Below are 16568 nucleotides of genomic sequence, written 5' to 3'. Positions count from 1 at the left end.
TGAGTTTGTGATTTCAGATCGTTACGGCTTCTTGGTATTCGCCCCACACTTTGCGAAGTGCGTGGCTGATCTCGCCGACGGTGACGTGCGATTCGACGGCGGTGAGGATGTGAGGGATGAGGTTTTCGGTGCTGTTGGCGGTGTCAGTGATCCGCTTTATCGCGGCATCGGCGTCGGCGGCATCGCGTTTTGCTCTGACTGCCTGCAATCTTGCGACTTGCTCGCGTTCGATCCGTTCGTCGACCCTGAGGATGGGAATTGGAACTTCTTCGTCGGAGTGGAATTTATTCACACCGACTACGATCGCATCATGTTTTTCCACGGCTTTCTGATAATCAAAAGCTGCGTCCTGGATCTCGTTTTGGACGTAACCGGTTTCGATCGCCCGGAGCATGCCGCCCATGGCGTCAATTTTCTCGATATAATCGACGGCGATCTGTTCGAGTTTGGTCGTAAGTTCCTCGATCGCATAACTTCCGGCAAACGGATCGACCGTGTCGGCAACGCCCGATTCGTAAGCGATAACCTGCTGCGTTCGAAGCGCGACGCGTGCCGCCGATTCGGTCGGCAGGCTCAATGCCTCGTCCATCGAATTCGTATGCAGGCTCTGCGTTCCGCCGAGAACGGCCGCCAACGCCTGGATCGTCGTGCGAACGACGTTTACCTCGGGCTGCTGTGCCGTCAGCGTCGAACCCGCGGTCTGCGTGTGAAAACGCAGCATCAGCGACTTTGGATCCTTCGCGCCAAAACGGTCACGCATTATCCGCGCCCATAGGCGGCGTGCGGCACGAAATTTAGCGATCTCTTCGAGCAGATTGTTGTGCGAATTAAAGAAGAACGACAATCGCGGAGCAAAATCATCTACCTTTAGCCCGACATCTATCGCTGCCTGAACATAACAAATCCCATCCGCCAGCGTGAACGCGATCTCCTGTGCGGCCGTCGAACCGGCTTCGCGGATGTGATAGCCCGAGATCGAGATCGTGTTCCAATTCGGCACCTCGGCCGCACAATACGCGAACATATCGGTGATCAGACGCAAGCTCGGCCTCGGCGGATAGATGTAGGTTCCGCGGGCAATGTATTCCTTGAGGATGTCGTTCTGAACGGTCCCGGTGACCTTGTCAAAACCGACGTTCTGGCGCCGTGCGACGGCCAAATATAGACACAACAGCGTCGAAGCCGTCGAGTTTATCGTCATCGAGGTCGAGACCGTGTCGAGCGGTATGCCGTCAAACAGCGTCAGCATATCGTCGAGGCTGTCGATCGCCACGCCGACCTTCCCGACCTCGCCCGCCGACAGCGGATCGTCCGAATCAAGCCCGATCTGCGTCGGCAGATCGAACGCCACGCTCAGCCCCGTCGTGCCCTGCGACAGCAGATATTTGTACCGCTCATTCGATTCCTCAGCCGTCGCAAACCCCGCGTACTGACGCATTGTCCAAAACCGCCCGCGATAAACGTTCCGCCGCACGCCGCGCGTGTACGGAAACTCGCCCGGCTCGCCAAGATCCGCGTCATAGTCAACGCCCTTTGTGTTCTCAGGATTAAAATCGTTAGGAAGCTCGATCCCCGACGAAGTCTCAAATCGTTCGCGTCGTTCAGCCATATCGTGGATAGATTATCACAACAGTGTTTCGGGCGGGCATTCACCTAGACCTTGTAAGTGGTCAAAAATGATCGACTGCTATTCGATAAAGGGTTTTCAGAAAGTCCTTCGACACTCTTGTTCTGATCTGCTTTATTGTCTAGCATAAAAAGCTTGAACTACTTCAACTATTTCACTGAGATCGAGGACACGTTTATCCGCCGCCGCGGGAAGAATCTGTTTTTGAGCCCTATCGATTGGGCTTTGATCGAATCGTGGCAGGACCGCGGCATTCCGATGCATATCGTAATTCGCTCGATTGAGTCGGTATTCGACATTTATGACAAACAGCCGCCCGGAACACGGTCGATAAAGAGCCTGTTCTATTGCCGCGATGAGATCGAGGTGCAGTACGCCGAATGGTCGCGTTCGCAGGCAGGGAAGTCGGACGGCGGCGACAGCAGCGACACTGCGCAGTATTCGACGGATGAGGTCGCGGCTCATATTACAAAGTCGATCGCTACGCTCGCGGCGATATCGAACGACGAATTGAAAGAGGATATCTCTCGTGCAATTGCTCGTTTAGAAGAGTTGAAAGCGAATCTGACCGACAATTTCGAGTCGATCGACGGCACGCTTTCGGATATCGAAAAATTGCTCGAACGCTCGATGCTAACAAATTGGAACAAGCCGCATCTAAAACTTTTGGAGAAAGAAACAGCGGCGTCGCTCAAGGCATACAAAGCCGAAATGGAGCCCGATGCATACAAGAATACGTTCAATCTCATGCTGCTGAAACGACTACGCGAAGAAGCCGGTGTTCCGCGACTCGGCCTATTTTATTTATGACTAAGCTCATTCTTGCGACCATTTTCGCTCTCACAGCAATTTCATTGCAGGCACAGACCGCAAAGCCGACGCCGTCCAGCATCCCCGTTGGTGTGCTGGTCAAACCGGGCACCAAGACGACAGCTATGAAGTCTAAGGCCGAACTCGATCCCGGCATTTTGAGCGGGCAGATCTACACGCATATCGATCTTGGATTCGACATCACGTTCCCGGCGACGTGGGTGATTCCGGGCATCGATACGGAAAAGTACTGGAAAGAAAGAGGCTACGAGCTTCGCCCGAAGATCAACCGCAACGATCCGCAACAGGCCGCGAACATTCGCCGTTATGAAAAACAGGTGACACTCCTGCTCACTGCCTATCGCTCGGCCATCGGCACGCCCGGCAATGCCGTCCTACTGATCTCCGCCGAAGACCTCTCGACCAACCCAAAGATCAAAGACGCAGTTGATTATTTTGACCTCATGCGGGCCCAGATCGGCACGATGAAGCTGCCGCCCGACTACGAATATTCCGTCACGAATGCCGAAAGGCTCGGCGCTCAGCAGTTCGCGTTTCTCGATATCACGGCCGCGAAAGAGAAAAAGCGGCTCTATGCGACCGTTCGCGATGGCTATGCGATCATTTTGGCATTTACTTATCACGAGACCGAAGATCTCGCAGCGTTTAGGCGTATACTTGAGGAAGCAAATTTCTCTTTACGTACGCAAAATAAGTGACCCAAAAACCAAACTACGCCGCCGGCGACATACTCGAACTCAAAATTGAAAAGATCGTGCCGCGCGGCCTCGGCCTCGCATTTGTCGAAGGCCTCACCGTTTTCGTCCCGCTCTCGGTTGCCGGCGACATTGTCCGCGCCGAAATAAAGCACATCAAAAAACGCATCGCCTTTGCCTCGATCGTCGATATTATTGAGCAGTCCGGCAATCGAATCGTGCCGCCTTGCCCGCATTTCGGGGTTTGCGGCGGGTGCGATTTTCAGCAGATGAATTACGAGACGCAGCTTCGTGCAAAACTCGATATCATCCGCGATTGTCTCAAACGCATCGGCAAGATCGAGTTCGAAGATCTCGGCATAATCCCAAGCCCTAACGAATTTGGATATCGCTCGCGTGCCCGCTGGCACGCCGATCGCGAGCAGCAAAAGATCGGTTACTACGCACGCGATTCGCACGACACCGTCGATGTCGATGTTTGCCCGATCCTCAGCCCCGAGCTCGAAGCCGTCCTCAGATCGCTCCGCCAAAACATCGATTGGCCCCAAATGTGGGCTGACACCGCCGAGATCGAAGCTGCCGCCGGTGACCGCGGTGCTGTTTCGCTCTACTCATCCGACATGGCCGAACCGACCGCCGAGATCACTTGTTCGCACGCCGGAATCGAGTATGCATTTTCAGCCCGCAGCTTTTTCAGGGCAATCAATCGTTGATCGGCGACCTCGTCCGCCTTGCGATCGGCGATGCATCGGGCGAGACCGCACTCGACCTATATTGCGGTGTCGGTCTGTTCGCTCTGGCGATGGCGAAACAGTTCACAAATGTGATCGGCGTCGAAGAAAATGGCGAAGCCGTCCGTTTCGCCAAACAAAACAAGGCCCGGGCCGCGGCGGCGAATGTAGAATTCAAACGGATGCGAGTCGGTGATTTTCTCAAAGGCCATGAGCTGAGCAAAACCGATCTCGTCCTGATCGACCCGCCCCGAGCAGGAGCCGAAGACCACGTCGTCGAACTCATCGCCAAAATGGCCCCGCGGGCGATCTCATATGTTTCATGCGAACCGTCGATCCTGGCCCGTGACCTGCGAATATTACTTGATCGCGGTTACCGGATCGACACGATGACGGCCATCGACCTGTTTCCGCAGACGCATCATGTTGAGACGATCGTGAGGCTTTCGAGATAATGGCTTTAAACATTGCCACTAGCTTCAGCTCGTGGTCTAGGAATAAGATTGTTCCGGCTTTAGCCGAACAATCGCCGATCATTCTCGTACTCATATTAGATCGAGATCGGGGCAAAAGCCCAATACAAATAATTGCCCGTTCCACTAGCTAAAGCTAGTGGCAATTCATAAAATCCTTTTATGCCAAAAAAGACACCATCAGGCGAAGAACCTTCTGCTGCAATAACAAAAACTCTTTCGGTCCGCTGCCGCTATTGCGGGCAGAAGAATGCGGTCAAGGACGGTTACAAGAACAATTCGGCGAACTGTGGCAAATGTAAGCTGCCGCTCTCGAACGAGCCGCACAAGAAGTTTGCGGACCTGTCGAAACACGACTACATCCATCCTGACGACAGCAAGGCTCTTGCAGCTTTGCGTGCGATCCCGGGTATCGATTCGATGCTTAAGAAATTGATCGCCGTCACTTTTGAATCAGCGATCCACGTTGCCCTGATGGCCGGCTCGGTCAAGGTCACTGCCAAGCAATGTCCTGACATTCACGCCAAGTTACAGATCGCCTGCACGACGCTCGGCGTCGATATGCCGGACCTCTTCATCCAGCAAAACCCGATCGTCAACGCCTTTACCTACGGCGTCGAAAAGCCGTACATCGTGCTCCACTCGGCCCTGCTCGAACGCCTCAGCGAAGACGAGACCCTTGCCGTTATCGCTCACGAGGTCGGCCACATTCACTCGGAACACGTCCTTTATTTAACGGCCGCTCGGCTGATGGAACTGCTCGCCAACGCTTCGGTCGCCAAGCTGATGCCTGGCTCGGACATCTTCAAACTGATCGTCTCAATGGGCATCAACAGCGCTTTGCTGGCATGGGCACGCCGGGCAGAACTCTCATGCGACCGTGCGGCTTTGCTTGTTACACAGGATCCGCACGCTATCGGCCGGACAATGATGAAGCTCGCCGGCGGCACATTCGCCTCAAAGATCGATTACGACCTGTTTCTCGAACAAGGCCGTGAATTTCAAAAGAATTGCGACGAAAAAGGCCTCGATAAATTCTGGGCAAACGTCATCAACGCCGGTCTTACACACCCGCTACCCGTTTGGCGAGTCTCCGAGATACTCCAATGGGTCGAAAGCGGCGAGTATCAGGAATTGATGAAAAGGAAATAGATCAGACTCAATAATATTATGAAGCGTTTCTTGTCCGCAGTTGTATTTGCGTCAGTTCTTGCCGCATTTTCCGGTGTTTCGATCAATGCCCAAACGGTCGATGACGAAGCCAAGCTGATCGCCAAAGCGAAAAAGATCCATGCCGAGGTGATCACGCTCGACACGCACAATGACATCGACACGCGGAACTTTACCGACGCGGTAAACTACACGCAGGATCTGCCAAATCAGGTAAATCTGCCGAAAATGACACGCGGGGGGCTCGACGTCTCGTGGATGATCGTTTATACGGGCCAGGGGCCGCTCACCGACGATGGCTATAAATCGGCATACAAGAACGCCATCGACAAATTCGACGCGATCCGTCGCCTCACCGAAAAGATCGCCCCAAACCAGATCGAACTTGCACTCACGTCAAAGGACGTTCGCCGTATCAACAAAGCGGGCAAAAAGATCGCCATGATCGGCGTCGAAAACGCCTATCCGGTCGGCACCGACCTCGCCAACATCAAGGATTTTGCGATGCGCGGAGCGCGTTATATGTCGCTCAGTCACAACGGCCACAGCCAGTTTGCCGATTCGAATACCGGAGAGGCCGACAAGGTCTGGCTCCACAACGGCCTCAGCGATCTCGGCAAAAGGGCTGTCGCCGAGATGAACAAATGGGGCATCATGATCGATCTCTCGCACCCGTCAAAAGAGTCGAACATACAGGTTCTGAAACTCACAAAAGCACCGGTCATCGCATCGCACTCAGGAGCTCGAGCACTTTGTGATCACAGCCGGAATCTGAGTGATGAGGAACTCGAACTGATCAAGCGAAACGGCGGCGTCGTTCAGGCGGTCGCGTTTCGTGCCTACGTCAGCAAGGAAAAAAGCGAGCTGCGTTCGAAACTATCGAATGAGATCAGTGCGGAACTTGCAGCCAAAGAGGGCTTCAAGATCCTCGCCCGTGCCGATGCGATGAAGCTGCCCGAGGCCGAACGCAACGTCTATATGGCCAACGTCCGTGCCTTTCGTGCAAAGATCGCTCCGATCATCAAAGAGCGTCTCGCCGAAAAAGCTCCGGACGTGAACGTCAAGGATTTCGTCAACCATATCGACTATTTGGTGAAGAAGATCGGGATCGACCATGTCGGCATCTCGTCCGATTTTGACGGCGGCGGCGGAGTCGAAGGCTGGGACGACGCCTCAGAAACCCTCAACGTCACCATCGAACTTGTCCGCCGCGGCTACACCAAGCAGCAAATGGCCAAACTCTGGAGCGGAAATTTGTTGAGGGTTTTGGATGACGTTCAAAAGATCGCAAAGAAACTTCAGTCCGCTAGGTAGCCGAATGTTGATCGTGATGACCACAGTTCCGTCTCTTCATGAGTCCGACGCCATGGCCGTTAAGATCATCGAGTCAAAGCTTGCCGCCTGCGTCCAGATATTGCCGCCGATGACATCGGTCTATGTTTGGGAAGGAAAGGTCAACAAGGAAAGCGAACACCTGCTGCTGATAAAGACCCTCGAAGAAAAATACGACGAACTCGCCTCGTTCATTACCGCAAACCACAGCTACGACATCCCCGAGATCGTCGCGATCAAGGCAGAGAAGGTATCAGAGCCATATCTAAATTGGATGTCATCGGCATTCGAAGATCAGAGATCAGCTTAGTAGTGTTAGCATCTGACATCTGACTACCTTTTGCCATTATCGATCCCGGCGTAACACGTCTTAATGATGAAATCGACGGCGTCGCGAGGTGAATCGGTAAGGTGTATCAAGCCGAGATCTTCGCTGTTGATGTATTTTTCGTGGAGCATTGCCGATGTGATCCATTGCAGCATTCCGCGCCAGTATTGTGAGCCGAAAAGTACGACCGGGAAGTTGCGGATCTTTTTGGTCTGTATCAGCGTCAATGCCTCGAATAACTCGTCCATCGTGCCGAAACCGCCGGGGAAGATGACATAGGCGTTGCTGTATTTGATGAACATCGTCTTGCGAACCATGAAGTATTTGAACGTCAGTGATTTGGTCAAATACGGGTTCGCGGCCTGCTCGAATGGCAGTTGGATGTTGCAGCCGACCGAGACCGCTCCAGCCTCGTGTGCGCCTTGATTCGCGGCCTGCATGATGCCCGGGCCGCCTCCTGTGATTATCTCAAAACCTGCGGCACCGAGCAGAAGCCCGACCTCACGGGCAGATTCGTACATCGGATCGTCAGGATGCGTGCGTGCCGAACCGAATATCGAAACGCCGCGAGTGATAGTCGCCAGCTCGTCAAAACCGTTGACGAATTCGCCCATGATTCGAAACGTTCGCCACGAATCAGACGTCCGATACGGATCATCAGGTTCCGGCGAGCGAAGCAAAATCTCGTCGTCAGTCAGGTGCCAATATCCGGGCTCGGTCTCGCGTTCCTTCGCCTCGGCAACGGTCGCCGGGACCGCGATCTTCTTCTTACGGCTCACCGTCGGCTTGGATTTGGTTGTTTTTTTAACTGCCATTTTGTAAATGCAGAATGATGAATGCAGAATTATGAATCTTAGAAGCAGGGTTATGCGTTCCTCATTCCTCATTCCTCATTCCTCATTCATAATTGATTAGATTCCCATTATGTTATAACCGCAATCGACGTAGATCGTCTCGCCTGTAATACCGCTCGACAGGTCGCTGACGAGAAACATCGCGGTGTTTCCGACTTCGGTCTGCGTAACGTTACGCTGCAGCGGCGAACGCTGGCCGACGTACGCGAGCAGGGACCCCATGCCTTTAACGCCGCGTGCCGACAGAGTGTTTATCGGACCAGCCGAGATCGCGTTGACACGGATGTTGTGTTTGCCTAGATCGGACGCGAGATAACGTGTCGAGGCCTCGAGAGCGGCCTTGGCGACGCCCATCACGTTATAATTCATCACCACCTTTTCGGCGCCGTAATACGTCATCGTAATGATCGAACCGCCATCGGTCATCAGCGGCTTTGCGGCGGCGGAGATCTGCGTAAGCGAATAGGCGCTGACCTCAAGAGCAGTTCGAAACGCGTCGCGTGTCGTGTCGACAAACTCGCCTTCGAGAGCCTCTTTGGGTGCAAATGCGATCGAATGTACGAGAAAATCGAGTTTGCCGTATTTCTCTTTGACGGCGGCGAACGCCGCATCGACCTGGTCCTGATCGGACACGTCGCACGGCACGACCAGCGAACCATCGAGCGTTGCGGCAAGTTCCTCGACGTTCTCCTTGATCCGCTCGGCCTGATAAGTAAACGCCATCTTGGCGCCCTGCCCGGCACAAGCCACAGCACAAGCCCAAGCGATCGACCGCTTATTCGCGACCCCGAATATCATTCCTACTTTGTCTTTTAACATAAGATTTTAGGGGCGAGTGCCGAGTGACGAGTGGCGAGCAAGAATCACTCGTCCCCTGTGCATCGTCCGTACGCCCTACTCACTAACATACACTTTCTGCAGCATCTCAAAATCGAGCATTCTGATGTCGATATCGACGGGCGTTTCGGTGAAACGACGTGTGATCAGCATGCCGCGGAGATGTTCTTCTTCGTCCTGGGTCATCTGCGTGACGAGGACGAGCATCAGACGCAAACGCAATCGACTCCTTGCCTCGGCGAGGTTCTTCTTTGCAAGCGACACTTTTTTGAGCATCGACTCGATCTTTTCCTGCCGGACGTCGGGCGTGACGAGGAACGAGACCTCGATACACGTGATCAGGTCCTGTTCGACCAAAATGCCGTCAAACGACGCTCCGCCGATATTCACGTGACGCATCAGCGGCAGGTTCTCTTCCTGCTGGATCTGCCGCAGGGCGAGGTCTTCGGCGACGATGTAGGCCGTCAGCAGATCGGTCAGCGAATCGCCGCCGACGTTTAACAGCCGTGCGAGTTCGTGGACCTCGAGATTAACATTCTGCCGCTGCAGCTCAGGCATCGCGGCATCCCAGCGGATGAATTTACGATCGTCGGTCGCCGCCGTCCGGCGTTTGTCCGCCATATAAAGCAGCACGACCAGCACGAAAACGAACGCCGCCGCAGCACAAACGACGGCCGCCGCAATACTCTGTTCACGCACGGACAACACCACGCCCGCGATCGACAGCACCAATACGGCACCGCTCGCGATGATCAGCGGGTAATTGGTCTTTGGCGGCTCAAAACGAACCAGCGGATTGTCGTTCTTCTTGTCCATCTTCACCGGATCGAAAATGAGTTGCCACTAGGTTTTGGCCTCACGGATCGGCCAGTGCTGACGCCGTAGCTAGTGGATAGGCAAGCAAATTTCCCTGCTTTAGCCAAATTTGGGCTAAAGCCCGAGACCTCGAAAGCACTCAACCTCCACCTAAAAGTGGAGGCAACTCATAAAACCAAGATACAACAACTATGCGTTCGCGGCTCTTTCAAACGGAATATCGTCAAAGTGCGTCATCGTCTTGAACGCCTTGAAACGTTCGGTGATCTCAGGATAATCGAGAGCATCGACGCGTTCCGTTCCAAATTTCTCCACGTTGAACGAAGCCATCACCGAGCCGTAGACCATCGCCCGCCGGAGCGTGTCGTTGGTCACTTCTTTGTGAGCGGCGAGATAGCCCATAAAACCGCCGGCGAACGTGTCGCCGGCTCCGGTCGGGTCGAAAACGCTCTCGAGCGGATATGCCGGCGTCGCAAAATAGCCGTTCTGCGTAAAGAGCGTCGCGCCGTATTCGCCGCGTTTGATGACGACGGCTTTGAGGCCGATCTCCATGATCTTGCGTGCGGCGGCGTGGATGCTCGCCTCGTCCGTCAGCTGCCTCGCCTCGGCGTCATTGATGATGATGCAATCGACGACCTTGATGGTCTCGATGAGGGCGTCCTTCATCGAAGTGATCCAAAAATTCATCGTGTCCATCGCCACGAACTTCGCGTCCGGCATCTGCTCGCGCACCTGTTTTTGCAGCATCGGCAGGATGTTCGCGAGGAAAAGGAACTCCGCACTCTGCGAATTCTCGCTCAGCTTCGGCTCGAACGTCTCGAACACATTTAGCTGCGTGTCGAGCGTGTGCGCCGTGTTCATGTCGTAGTCGTAGCGGCCCTTCCAAAAGAACGTCTTGCCCTCGGGCACGATCTGGATGTCGTCGGTATTGATCGCGTGACGCTTAAAAACGGCCCATTCTTCGTCGCCAAAATCACCGCCGACGACGCCGACCGCGTTCACCTTCGTAAAAAGCTCGCCGACAAGGCCAAAATGCGTCGCCGCCCCGCCCAATATCTTATCCCTCTGCCCAAACGGCGTCTCCAAAGCATCAAACGCCACACTACCCACAACTGTTAATGACATGTGTTAAATCGATCTCCGAATATATTAGTATCAAAACGCAATGCTACATTTTACACGGCAATGCGACGTATTTTGCGATTCTCCGAATGCACAAGCCCGCACGTTAGTAAGGGCGTAACATTCAACCTTCGCCGGAGGGCTGGGACATTTATTTGACTGAGATCTTAGCTGAATTAAATTGGAGTCTATTGGGATTGCCTTAACATCTATGTCTTCGGGGTGGTGAGGTCACCTTTACTACGCCAGCGATTAGCAAGTTTAGGCTATAAATTTCCTCGATTCTTACCTCTGTATCCCCTACCTAAACTAACTGTTGACCAGGTTCTGTATTCGAGCGTTAGCTTCGACGGGGACATCTGCTTTATGAAATTAAGGATTGATTGACGAGGCCGAAGTTGATCTCTTCGTATTTGTATATTTTAGGAAGATTAAAAGCATATCTTGGTTTCAAACTCTATTGATTCGCCTGCTTGTAGAGTGCGGGTCAACTCCTGTGGAGGCAAAGATTTATCAAATTTCCTCTCTATCTCTGCCCATCGTTCGGCGTCCATAAAATAAGATGACGAATAATATTCCCCCATGTAATCAGCCAACACATCGGAGCCCTGAAATCCACCCTGATATCCTTTTTTCGTAAGCACTGCCCCTTTTACGTCTGGTTCTTTCTGCATAAGAATCACCGGTCGGGTACCGCGATTTGTCAGAGTATTTGCCAAATGTACGACTGTTTCGAAAAGGACCGCTTGAACCCGCGTTCATCTCTACCTCCTCAATTTTCGCTACCGAAACCACAATCGATAACTTCGACGCTCGCGTTACTTACCTTCTGTGCTGATAAACACAACGGCAAGGTGGAAAAGCAATATGGATAGAAAAATCGGCTTCATTATTAGATTATACGCTAATACGAAACGTTCTTTCCGCCGAGCGGAAAAGCTGTGCTTGAGGCACCCTAAAATCTCTTGCTGTGCCGTTCGCTTTGCGACGACCACCAAAGCGGCGGCGGAACCGCACGATAAATTATTGGCCCGACGGCGAAGCATAGCTTCGCCCGGCGAGAAGGCGACGACTGTGCCTCCGATATTCGCGGCGTTCGGAGGCCGAGCCTCCTTGGTCTATTTAGTTTGACGGACGGAAAGGCGTAGCCGTTTCTGGCACAAAAACGCCAGTGCGGTGGTAGGCCCGCAACCGCTCGCTCATCACCGGGCAAAGCCCGAAGATTTGTCAGCCGCGTTTTACGCGGCTTTCCTGAAGGGCATATAGCCACGCTCCTTTAGGGCGTGGTCGGGTTGTGAGAGATTTTCTTAGGGCGGTTTACCGTCCTTACCTCCGGCGGCTTAAGCCAGTTGGATTTAAGCCCATTGAAACGGGCTAGGAATCGTTGAGCGAACCTTTCCCACGCCCTAAAGGAGCGTGGCTGTGTGCCGCGAAACGCGGAAAGACGGCTAGAGCCGCCTACCTTTCATCAAGAGCCAGTATTTGCGGGCTTTATGCGACTTGTGGGCGGTTAACCATAGAGAATTGGGCTCAAGCCCAATTGTTTGTTGTGGAATCGCGACCGTTCGCTAAAGCGAACGGCAATATTTAAGGAACAGGGTGTATTTTGAGCTTTCACAATACGTTGCAAGGCCTCAAAATACGCTTGAAAGCTTACGGAAAACGATCTTAAGCGTACGAATTGCGGTATAAAATTAGTCGAACGCCCTGAATTACCTGTGGGCTTGCATTTATCTGCCACGGCGGGTTTTTGCGGTTGTCACCGGCTGTGAAGAGGCAGATCTTGTTGCCGCTTGGGTCGAGCAGATAAGCCTCGCGCCAGAGCCAGGGTTCGTCGGTCGGGGCTTGGGGGTGAATTCGAGGCCGAGGGACTTGAGGCGTTCGACTTCGGCGTCGAGATCTTCGCACTCGAAGTAGAGGACGATGCTGTTGGTGGTAACGGCTGCGTCGTCGATGTGCACCGACAGCGTCGATTCGCCGTCAGGGCATTCGAGCCGGGCATATCGCGGCAGGGAATCGACGATGCGTCTGAGGCCGAGCTTCTCAAAGAACTTGACCGTCTCAACGGGCAGCTTGCTGTAGATGGTGACTTGATTGAGGTTCATGTATTATAGAGTTGCCACTAGCTTCAGTTAGTGGATACGGAAACTAAAAGACCTGGCTTTAGCCGAATCTTTTGGCTAAAGCCCGATCTAGTTTAGGGGTTGGCCACTAGCTAAAGCTAGTGGCAACTTATTTATTTCTTGAGAACCGTGAGCGTTTTCTCCGCGTCATTCTTGAACTTGCTCTCGGGGTATTTCTCGATGATCGTCGAGAGATAGCCGATCGCGTCGTCCTTTAGTTTCGCGGGCCCGTATTTGGCGGGGTCTTTTTTGGTCGTTTGAGATCGATCTTTGCTTGCCTTTGTTCTCGGACAGGTAATAGCTGCTCATGCCGGCGTAGTAGAGGAACTCGTCCATCTTTGAAAACGTCGGATACGCGGCGTAGGTCTCTTCGAACCGCTCACACGCCTTTGTACGCCTTTTGAGCAGGGAAATACGTTTCGCGACGTCCAGATTGTGCTTCGCGTCCTGCTCCATCAAAGGATCACGGTCGATCGCCGGCGTGACGTTGGTTGGGTATGTGCCGAAATAATTCCGATGGACAAGACTGTAAAGATTATTGCAAGGAACTTTCTTTTCATAACTTAATACAGATGCTGTTTGGCATCGGAAAGTTTTCCGGCGAGTGCACAAGCCCGCACGTAGTAAGGGCGTTTCACCTGTTGGATGTTACGCCCTTACTACGTGCGGGCTTGTGCCATTACTTGTACTTTCCAATGATCGCGTCAAGCTTCCTCGCCGTCTCAGCCGGCCAGTTTGACGGGGCGGTGAAGATCGCGTTTTTGGTTGCGTTCGCGTATTGGTTTGGCGTCGTTTTGGCCGTGACGGCTTTGACGGCGTCTTTTAGGACGAGCTGGGCGTTGCGGACGTTTTTGTTCAGGTACTCGATGACCATATCGACGGTGACGTCGTCGTGGCCTTCGTACCAGCAGTCGTAATCGGTGACGAGGGCGAGGGTGGCATAGGCGATCTCGGCTTCGCGGGCGAGCTTGGCTTCCTGCAGGTTGGTCATCCCGATGATGTCCATGCCCCACTGTCGATAGACGTTGGACTCGGCCTTGGTCGAGAACGCCGGGCCTTCCATGCAGATGTAAGTGCCGCCCCGATGAGTCTTGACGCCGTTGCTTTTGCAAGCTTCTTCGAGAATGTCGCCAAGCTCATTGCAAACAGGATGAGCGAACGTCACGTGGCCGACGATGCCTTCGCCGAAGAATGTGGATTCTTTCGAACGGTCACGCGTCCGGTCAAAGAACTGGTCGGGAATCACAAAGTCAGTCGGAGCATACTGTTCCTGCAAACTGCCGACGGCCGAGACCGACAGGATGTATTCGACGCCGAGCAGCTTCATCGCGTAGATGTTTGCCCGGTAGGGAAGTTCGCTGGGCGTGAATTTGTGCCCGCGTGCGTGACGCGGCAGAAACGCAACCGTCACGCCGTCGAGTTCGCCGACAATGAAAGCGTCCGAAGGGTCGCCAAACGGAGTGCTTACGGGCACTTCGCGCACATTCTCAAGTTCCGGCATCTGGTAAAGCCCAGAGCCGCCGATAATTCCGATGTTTACTTTTTCCATTTACTTAAGTTCGCCCGAAATTGTGAAAGTCATGTCGAAGACCAAAAGTCGTCTTCCTGTGGCTTCCAGTCTGCATTCAATTTTGCGGCAGTTGCACGGTCCTCGCGCGCTTTGCGAGATTACCAGGACTTCCCGCGTGTATCTCTGCCCGTAAAAGGAACGGTGCTTTCCACAAAGGCACTTTACCTATTAGAAGAGTAACTTCATCGCGAGCTTCGACGAAACGTCCGGTTTCATATAGCAAATAAGCCAAGTTGTATCTGGCAGACATTGAGTTGTCCGAAAGTTGTATCGCTTTGTTGTAGATCTTCTAGAGCGCCAAAGAGACCTTTCCAAGCCTCCGGTATGAAAGGGACCGGTTCTTGAACGCTCGGGAACTCTTTGGGTCCAATCTGATCGCTTCAGTGTTGTCATTTACTGCGGCTTGGTAATCCTTCAGTTCGAAATGCACGACGGCCTGATTATAAAACTGTTCGGACTTTGGCTCAATCGAGATCGCTTTCGTGTAATTAGCGATCGCTTCGTCTAATTTCTTAAGGCTTCGGTGATTGTTTCCACGGTTCAGGTACGCTGAGCATTTGACGGATCGAGTTTTAAGGCTTCGTCGAGGTCAAGGATCGCTGCATTAAATTCTCTCGCCCGTCGCAATATGACAGCTCGGTTTACGTAAAATTGCGATAGACTTGGATCGATCTGATTGCCTTGTCGAAATCCTTCCGAGCAAGACCGTCCTGTTCGAGCATCATGTAAGAAATTCCACGTCCGTTGTAGAACTTAGCATTGCGTGGCACCAATTCAATCGCCTTACTATAACCTTCAATCGATGCCGTAAGGTTTCCTGAGCCTGGTAAACGTGTCCCTTGATCTGGTAGGCCATCCTCGAAAGGTTGTCGAAGACGCATCTTCGCTTTAGGATAGAACTCTGTCAGCATCTGCAAGAGCCTCCGCGAATCTGGAATTTGCGGCGTAAGCGACACCTCGATTGATGTAACCGATGGGCATTTTAGGAAGGATCGCCACAACCTCATTGAATGCCGCAATTGCTTCTTCTAACTTACCCTTTTGCAAGAGAGCATTTCCAGACGACAGAAATTCCTGAGCTTTCAACAATTCAGATTGAGTCTGCCCCTTAACAGAAATAAAGAAAAAAAGAAGAAGAGCTCCTGCAATGCATCTCAATGTATTTCCCTTGTTTATACTCATCGTCTTGCCGGTTGTACGTCCTATTGAAATTAGTAAGGGGCGACTCGACGATCACCCCTTACCATACGAAAAGCTTTCGCTTTATTTCTTCTTCGGCTCGGGCTTTTGGGCTCGGGCTTTCCGGGTTTCGACCGCCGGGTGCCCAGGCCATCAGGTCCGCCCGACCCCTGGTCCGCCGGGGACCACCTGGGCCTCCCGGAGGCATTCCCCGCATCTGTTGACTGCTGCATCTGTTTTAACTGGTCTTCAGTTACCGCAGGAACGGTGAAGTCGCTAGGAACCTGAAAATTATTTGACGCAACGATCTCGTCGAGCATTTTCTTTTCCTTTTCTTCTTCCAGTTTGGCTCGGACGTATTCTTTGACAGGCATTTCACGAGCCTGCGGTTTGTCCGGATCCTTATAATTGGTCGAGATCAGGATGTGGCGAGCGTCGTATGTTTCGCTTGCCGCCCCAGTTTCGCCGGCGGCTGGTTTAGCTTCTTTATTTGGGCTCGGGCCGAGTTTTCGCTCGAGCTTGATGATGTGGAAACCAAAATCGGTTTCGACCAGTTCAGGGCTGACCTGTCCGGGCTCAAGTGCGAGAGCTGCCGTTTCGAACGGAGCGACCATGCGGCCCTTGGGCACATCTTTGTAGATGCCGCCCTGACTGACACCGTCCGGACCTTTGTTGCCCGGATCTTCGGTAAATTCATTTGCCAACGCGGCAAAATCTTCGCCGGCCTTGGCGCGTTCAAGGATCTGCTGGCTTTAGCACGCTTTTCTTCGGGTCGAGTTCGGGATGCTCGAGATATATTTTGCGATATCCTCATCCGTTACCTTCATCTTGTCGGCGATCGTTTCGGAATATACTCGTGCGGAGAAACTGAGCCTGCTGG

Annotated in this window: 18 protein-coding genes and 2 pseudogenes; 7 read left to right on the top strand and 13 right to left on the bottom strand. The window is 53.1% G+C overall.

Features of this window, described 5'->3' with window-relative positions; genetic code table 11:
- Positions 1-13: 13 nt before the first annotated feature.
- On the bottom strand, positions 14-1609 hold the full coding sequence (locus tag IPK01_00100) for a methylmalonyl-CoA mutase (GenBank protein MBK7931900.1): 1596 nt from the start codon (positions 1607-1609) through the stop codon (positions 14-16).
- A 153-nt stretch (positions 1610-1762) separates the two neighbouring features.
- Between IPK01_00100 and IPK01_00095 the strand changes: the two genes are divergently transcribed.
- The 7 genes from IPK01_00095 (at position 1763) to IPK01_00065 (ending at position 7169) form a co-directional block, all read left to right on the top strand.
- Complete coding sequence (locus IPK01_00095) at positions 1763-2437, top strand: hypothetical protein (protein ID MBK7931899.1); 675 nt, start codon at positions 1763-1765, stop codon at positions 2435-2437.
- Entirely contained in the window at positions 2434-3156 is a 723-nt protein-coding gene (locus tag IPK01_00090) for a hypothetical protein (protein ID MBK7931898.1), read from the top strand. Before IPK01_00095 ends, IPK01_00090 begins: the two co-directional genes overlap by 4 nt.
- Entirely contained in the window at positions 3153-3866 is a 714-nt protein-coding gene (locus IPK01_00085) for a class I SAM-dependent RNA methyltransferase (protein ID MBK7931897.1), read from the top strand. Before IPK01_00090 ends, IPK01_00085 begins: the two co-directional genes overlap by 4 nt.
- Positions 3863-4339: a class I SAM-dependent RNA methyltransferase gene (locus IPK01_00080; protein MBK7931896.1), complete on the top strand. Its 477-nt coding sequence runs from the start codon at positions 3863-3865 to the stop codon at positions 4337-4339. Before IPK01_00085 ends, IPK01_00080 begins: the two co-directional genes overlap by 4 nt.
- 180 nt (positions 4340-4519) lie before the next feature.
- The gene (locus IPK01_00075; GenBank protein MBK7931895.1) at positions 4520-5509 is read left to right on the top strand and encodes a M48 family metallopeptidase; all 990 of its coding nucleotides are present in this window, start codon (positions 4520-4522) and stop codon (positions 5507-5509) included.
- Between the two features lie 18 nt (positions 5510-5527).
- Positions 5528-6841 (top strand): dipeptidase, encoded by a 1314-nt coding sequence (locus IPK01_00070; protein ID MBK7931894.1) that lies wholly within the window; start codon positions 5528-5530, stop codon positions 6839-6841.
- A gap of 4 nt (positions 6842-6845) precedes the next feature.
- The gene (locus IPK01_00065) at positions 6846-7169 is read left to right on the top strand and encodes a divalent-cation tolerance protein CutA (protein ID MBK7931893.1); all 324 of its coding nucleotides are present in this window, start codon (positions 6846-6848) and stop codon (positions 7167-7169) included.
- Between the two features lie 23 nt (positions 7170-7192).
- Here IPK01_00065 and IPK01_00060 read toward each other — a convergent pair whose 3' ends face one another.
- The 12 genes and pseudogenes from IPK01_00060 to IPK01_00005 all read right to left on the bottom strand — a co-directional run bounded on the left by IPK01_00060 (position 7193) and on the right by IPK01_00005 (position 16437).
- Entirely contained in the window at positions 7193-8002 is an 810-nt protein-coding gene (locus IPK01_00060) for a TIGR00730 family Rossman fold protein (GenBank protein MBK7931892.1), read from the bottom strand.
- Positions 8003-8098: 96 nt separating this feature from the next.
- Positions 8099-8860 (bottom strand): enoyl-ACP reductase, encoded by a 762-nt coding sequence (locus IPK01_00055; protein MBK7931891.1) that lies wholly within the window; start codon positions 8858-8860, stop codon positions 8099-8101.
- A 75-nt stretch (positions 8861-8935) separates the two neighbouring features.
- Complete coding sequence (locus IPK01_00050; protein ID MBK7931890.1) at positions 8936-9694, bottom strand: hypothetical protein; 759 nt, start codon at positions 9692-9694, stop codon at positions 8936-8938.
- A gap of 189 nt (positions 9695-9883) precedes the next feature.
- Positions 9884-10819, bottom strand: a complete 936-nt coding sequence (locus tag IPK01_00045; GenBank protein ID MBK7931889.1) for a bifunctional hydroxymethylpyrimidine kinase/phosphomethylpyrimidine kinase — start codon at positions 10817-10819, stop codon at positions 9884-9886.
- A 428-nt stretch (positions 10820-11247) separates the two neighbouring features.
- Positions 11248-11490, bottom strand: a complete 243-nt coding sequence (locus IPK01_00040) for a hypothetical protein (GenBank protein MBK7931888.1) — start codon at positions 11488-11490, stop codon at positions 11248-11250.
- 994 nt (positions 11491-12484) lie between these two features.
- Positions 12485-12921, bottom strand: a pseudogene (locus IPK01_00035) (VOC family protein).
- A gap of 131 nt (positions 12922-13052) precedes the next feature.
- Positions 13053-13238 carry an outer membrane protein assembly factor BamD gene (bamD, locus tag IPK01_00030; GenBank protein ID MBK7931887.1) on the bottom strand — a complete coding sequence of 62 codons (186 nt, stop codon included), beginning with the start codon at positions 13236-13238 and terminating at the stop codon, positions 13053-13055.
- Positions 13239-13618: 380 nt separating this feature from the next.
- Entirely contained in the window at positions 13619-14488 is an 870-nt protein-coding gene (locus IPK01_00025) for an S-methyl-5'-thioadenosine phosphorylase (GenBank protein MBK7931886.1), read from the bottom strand.
- Positions 14489-14798: 310 nt separating this feature from the next.
- Positions 14799-15053: a tetratricopeptide repeat protein gene (locus tag IPK01_00020; protein ID MBK7931885.1), complete on the bottom strand. Its 255-nt coding sequence runs from the start codon at positions 15051-15053 to the stop codon at positions 14799-14801.
- Between the two features lie 97 nt (positions 15054-15150).
- Positions 15151-15420: a tetratricopeptide repeat protein gene (locus IPK01_00015; GenBank protein MBK7931884.1), complete on the bottom strand. Its 270-nt coding sequence runs from the start codon at positions 15418-15420 to the stop codon at positions 15151-15153.
- A complete protein-coding gene (locus tag IPK01_00010) occupies positions 15398-15691 on the bottom strand; it encodes a tetratricopeptide repeat protein (protein ID MBK7931883.1) in 294 nt (97 codons plus the stop codon). The genes IPK01_00015 and IPK01_00010 overlap by 23 nt, the downstream gene beginning before the upstream one ends.
- A gap of 29 nt (positions 15692-15720) precedes the next feature.
- A pseudogene (locus IPK01_00005) lies at positions 15721-16437 on the bottom strand (peptidyl-prolyl cis-trans isomerase).
- Between the last annotated feature and the right edge of the window lie 131 nt (positions 16438-16568).

The organism is Acidobacteriota bacterium (genome assembly GCA_016713675.1).
Lineage (GTDB): Bacteria > Acidobacteriota > Blastocatellia > Pyrinomonadales > Pyrinomonadaceae > OLB17.
Note: the sequence above shows the minus strand (reverse complement) of the source record. Positions and strands in the feature narration are given on the sequence as shown.

Excerpts from the sequence above, each read along its gene's own strand:
- IPK01_00100 (MBK7931900.1), bottom strand. The coding sequence starts at position 1,609 with ATGGCTGAACGACGCGAACGATTTGAGACTTCGTCGGGGATCGAGCTT.
- IPK01_00090 (MBK7931898.1), top strand. The coding sequence starts at position 2,434 with ATGACTAAGCTCATTCTTGCGACCATTTTCGCTCTCACAGCAATTTCA.
- IPK01_00075 (MBK7931895.1), top strand. The coding sequence starts at position 4,520 with ATGCCAAAAAAGACACCATCAGGCGAAGAACCTTCTGCTGCAATAACA.
- IPK01_00070 (MBK7931894.1), top strand. The coding sequence starts at position 5,528 with ATGAAGCGTTTCTTGTCCGCAGTTGTATTTGCGTCAGTTCTTGCCGCA.
- IPK01_00065 (MBK7931893.1), top strand. The coding sequence starts at position 6,846 with ATGTTGATCGTGATGACCACAGTTCCGTCTCTTCATGAGTCCGACGCC.
- IPK01_00060 (MBK7931892.1), bottom strand. The coding sequence starts at position 8,002 with ATGGCAGTTAAAAAAACAACCAAATCCAAGCCGACGGTGAGCCGTAAG.
- IPK01_00055 (MBK7931891.1), bottom strand. The coding sequence starts at position 8,860 with ATGTTAAAAGACAAAGTAGGAATGATATTCGGGGTCGCGAATAAGCGG.
- IPK01_00050 (MBK7931890.1), bottom strand. The coding sequence starts at position 9,694 with ATGGACAAGAAGAACGACAATCCGCTGGTTCGTTTTGAGCCGCCAAAG.
- IPK01_00045 (MBK7931889.1), bottom strand. The coding sequence starts at position 10,819 with ATGTCATTAACAGTTGTGGGTAGTGTGGCGTTTGATGCTTTGGAGACG.
- IPK01_00040 (MBK7931888.1), bottom strand. The coding sequence starts at position 11,490 with ATGCAGAAAGAACCAGACGTAAAAGGGGCAGTGCTTACGAAAAAAGGA.
- IPK01_00025 (MBK7931886.1), bottom strand. The coding sequence starts at position 14,488 with ATGGAAAAAGTAAACATCGGAATTATCGGCGGCTCTGGGCTTTACCAG.
- IPK01_00015 (MBK7931884.1), bottom strand. The coding sequence starts at position 15,420 with ATGCTGACAGAGTTCTATCCTAAAGCGAAGATGCGTCTTCGACAACCT.
- IPK01_00010 (MBK7931883.1), bottom strand. The coding sequence starts at position 15,691 with ATGAGTATAAACAAGGGAAATACATTGAGATGCATTGCAGGAGCTCTT.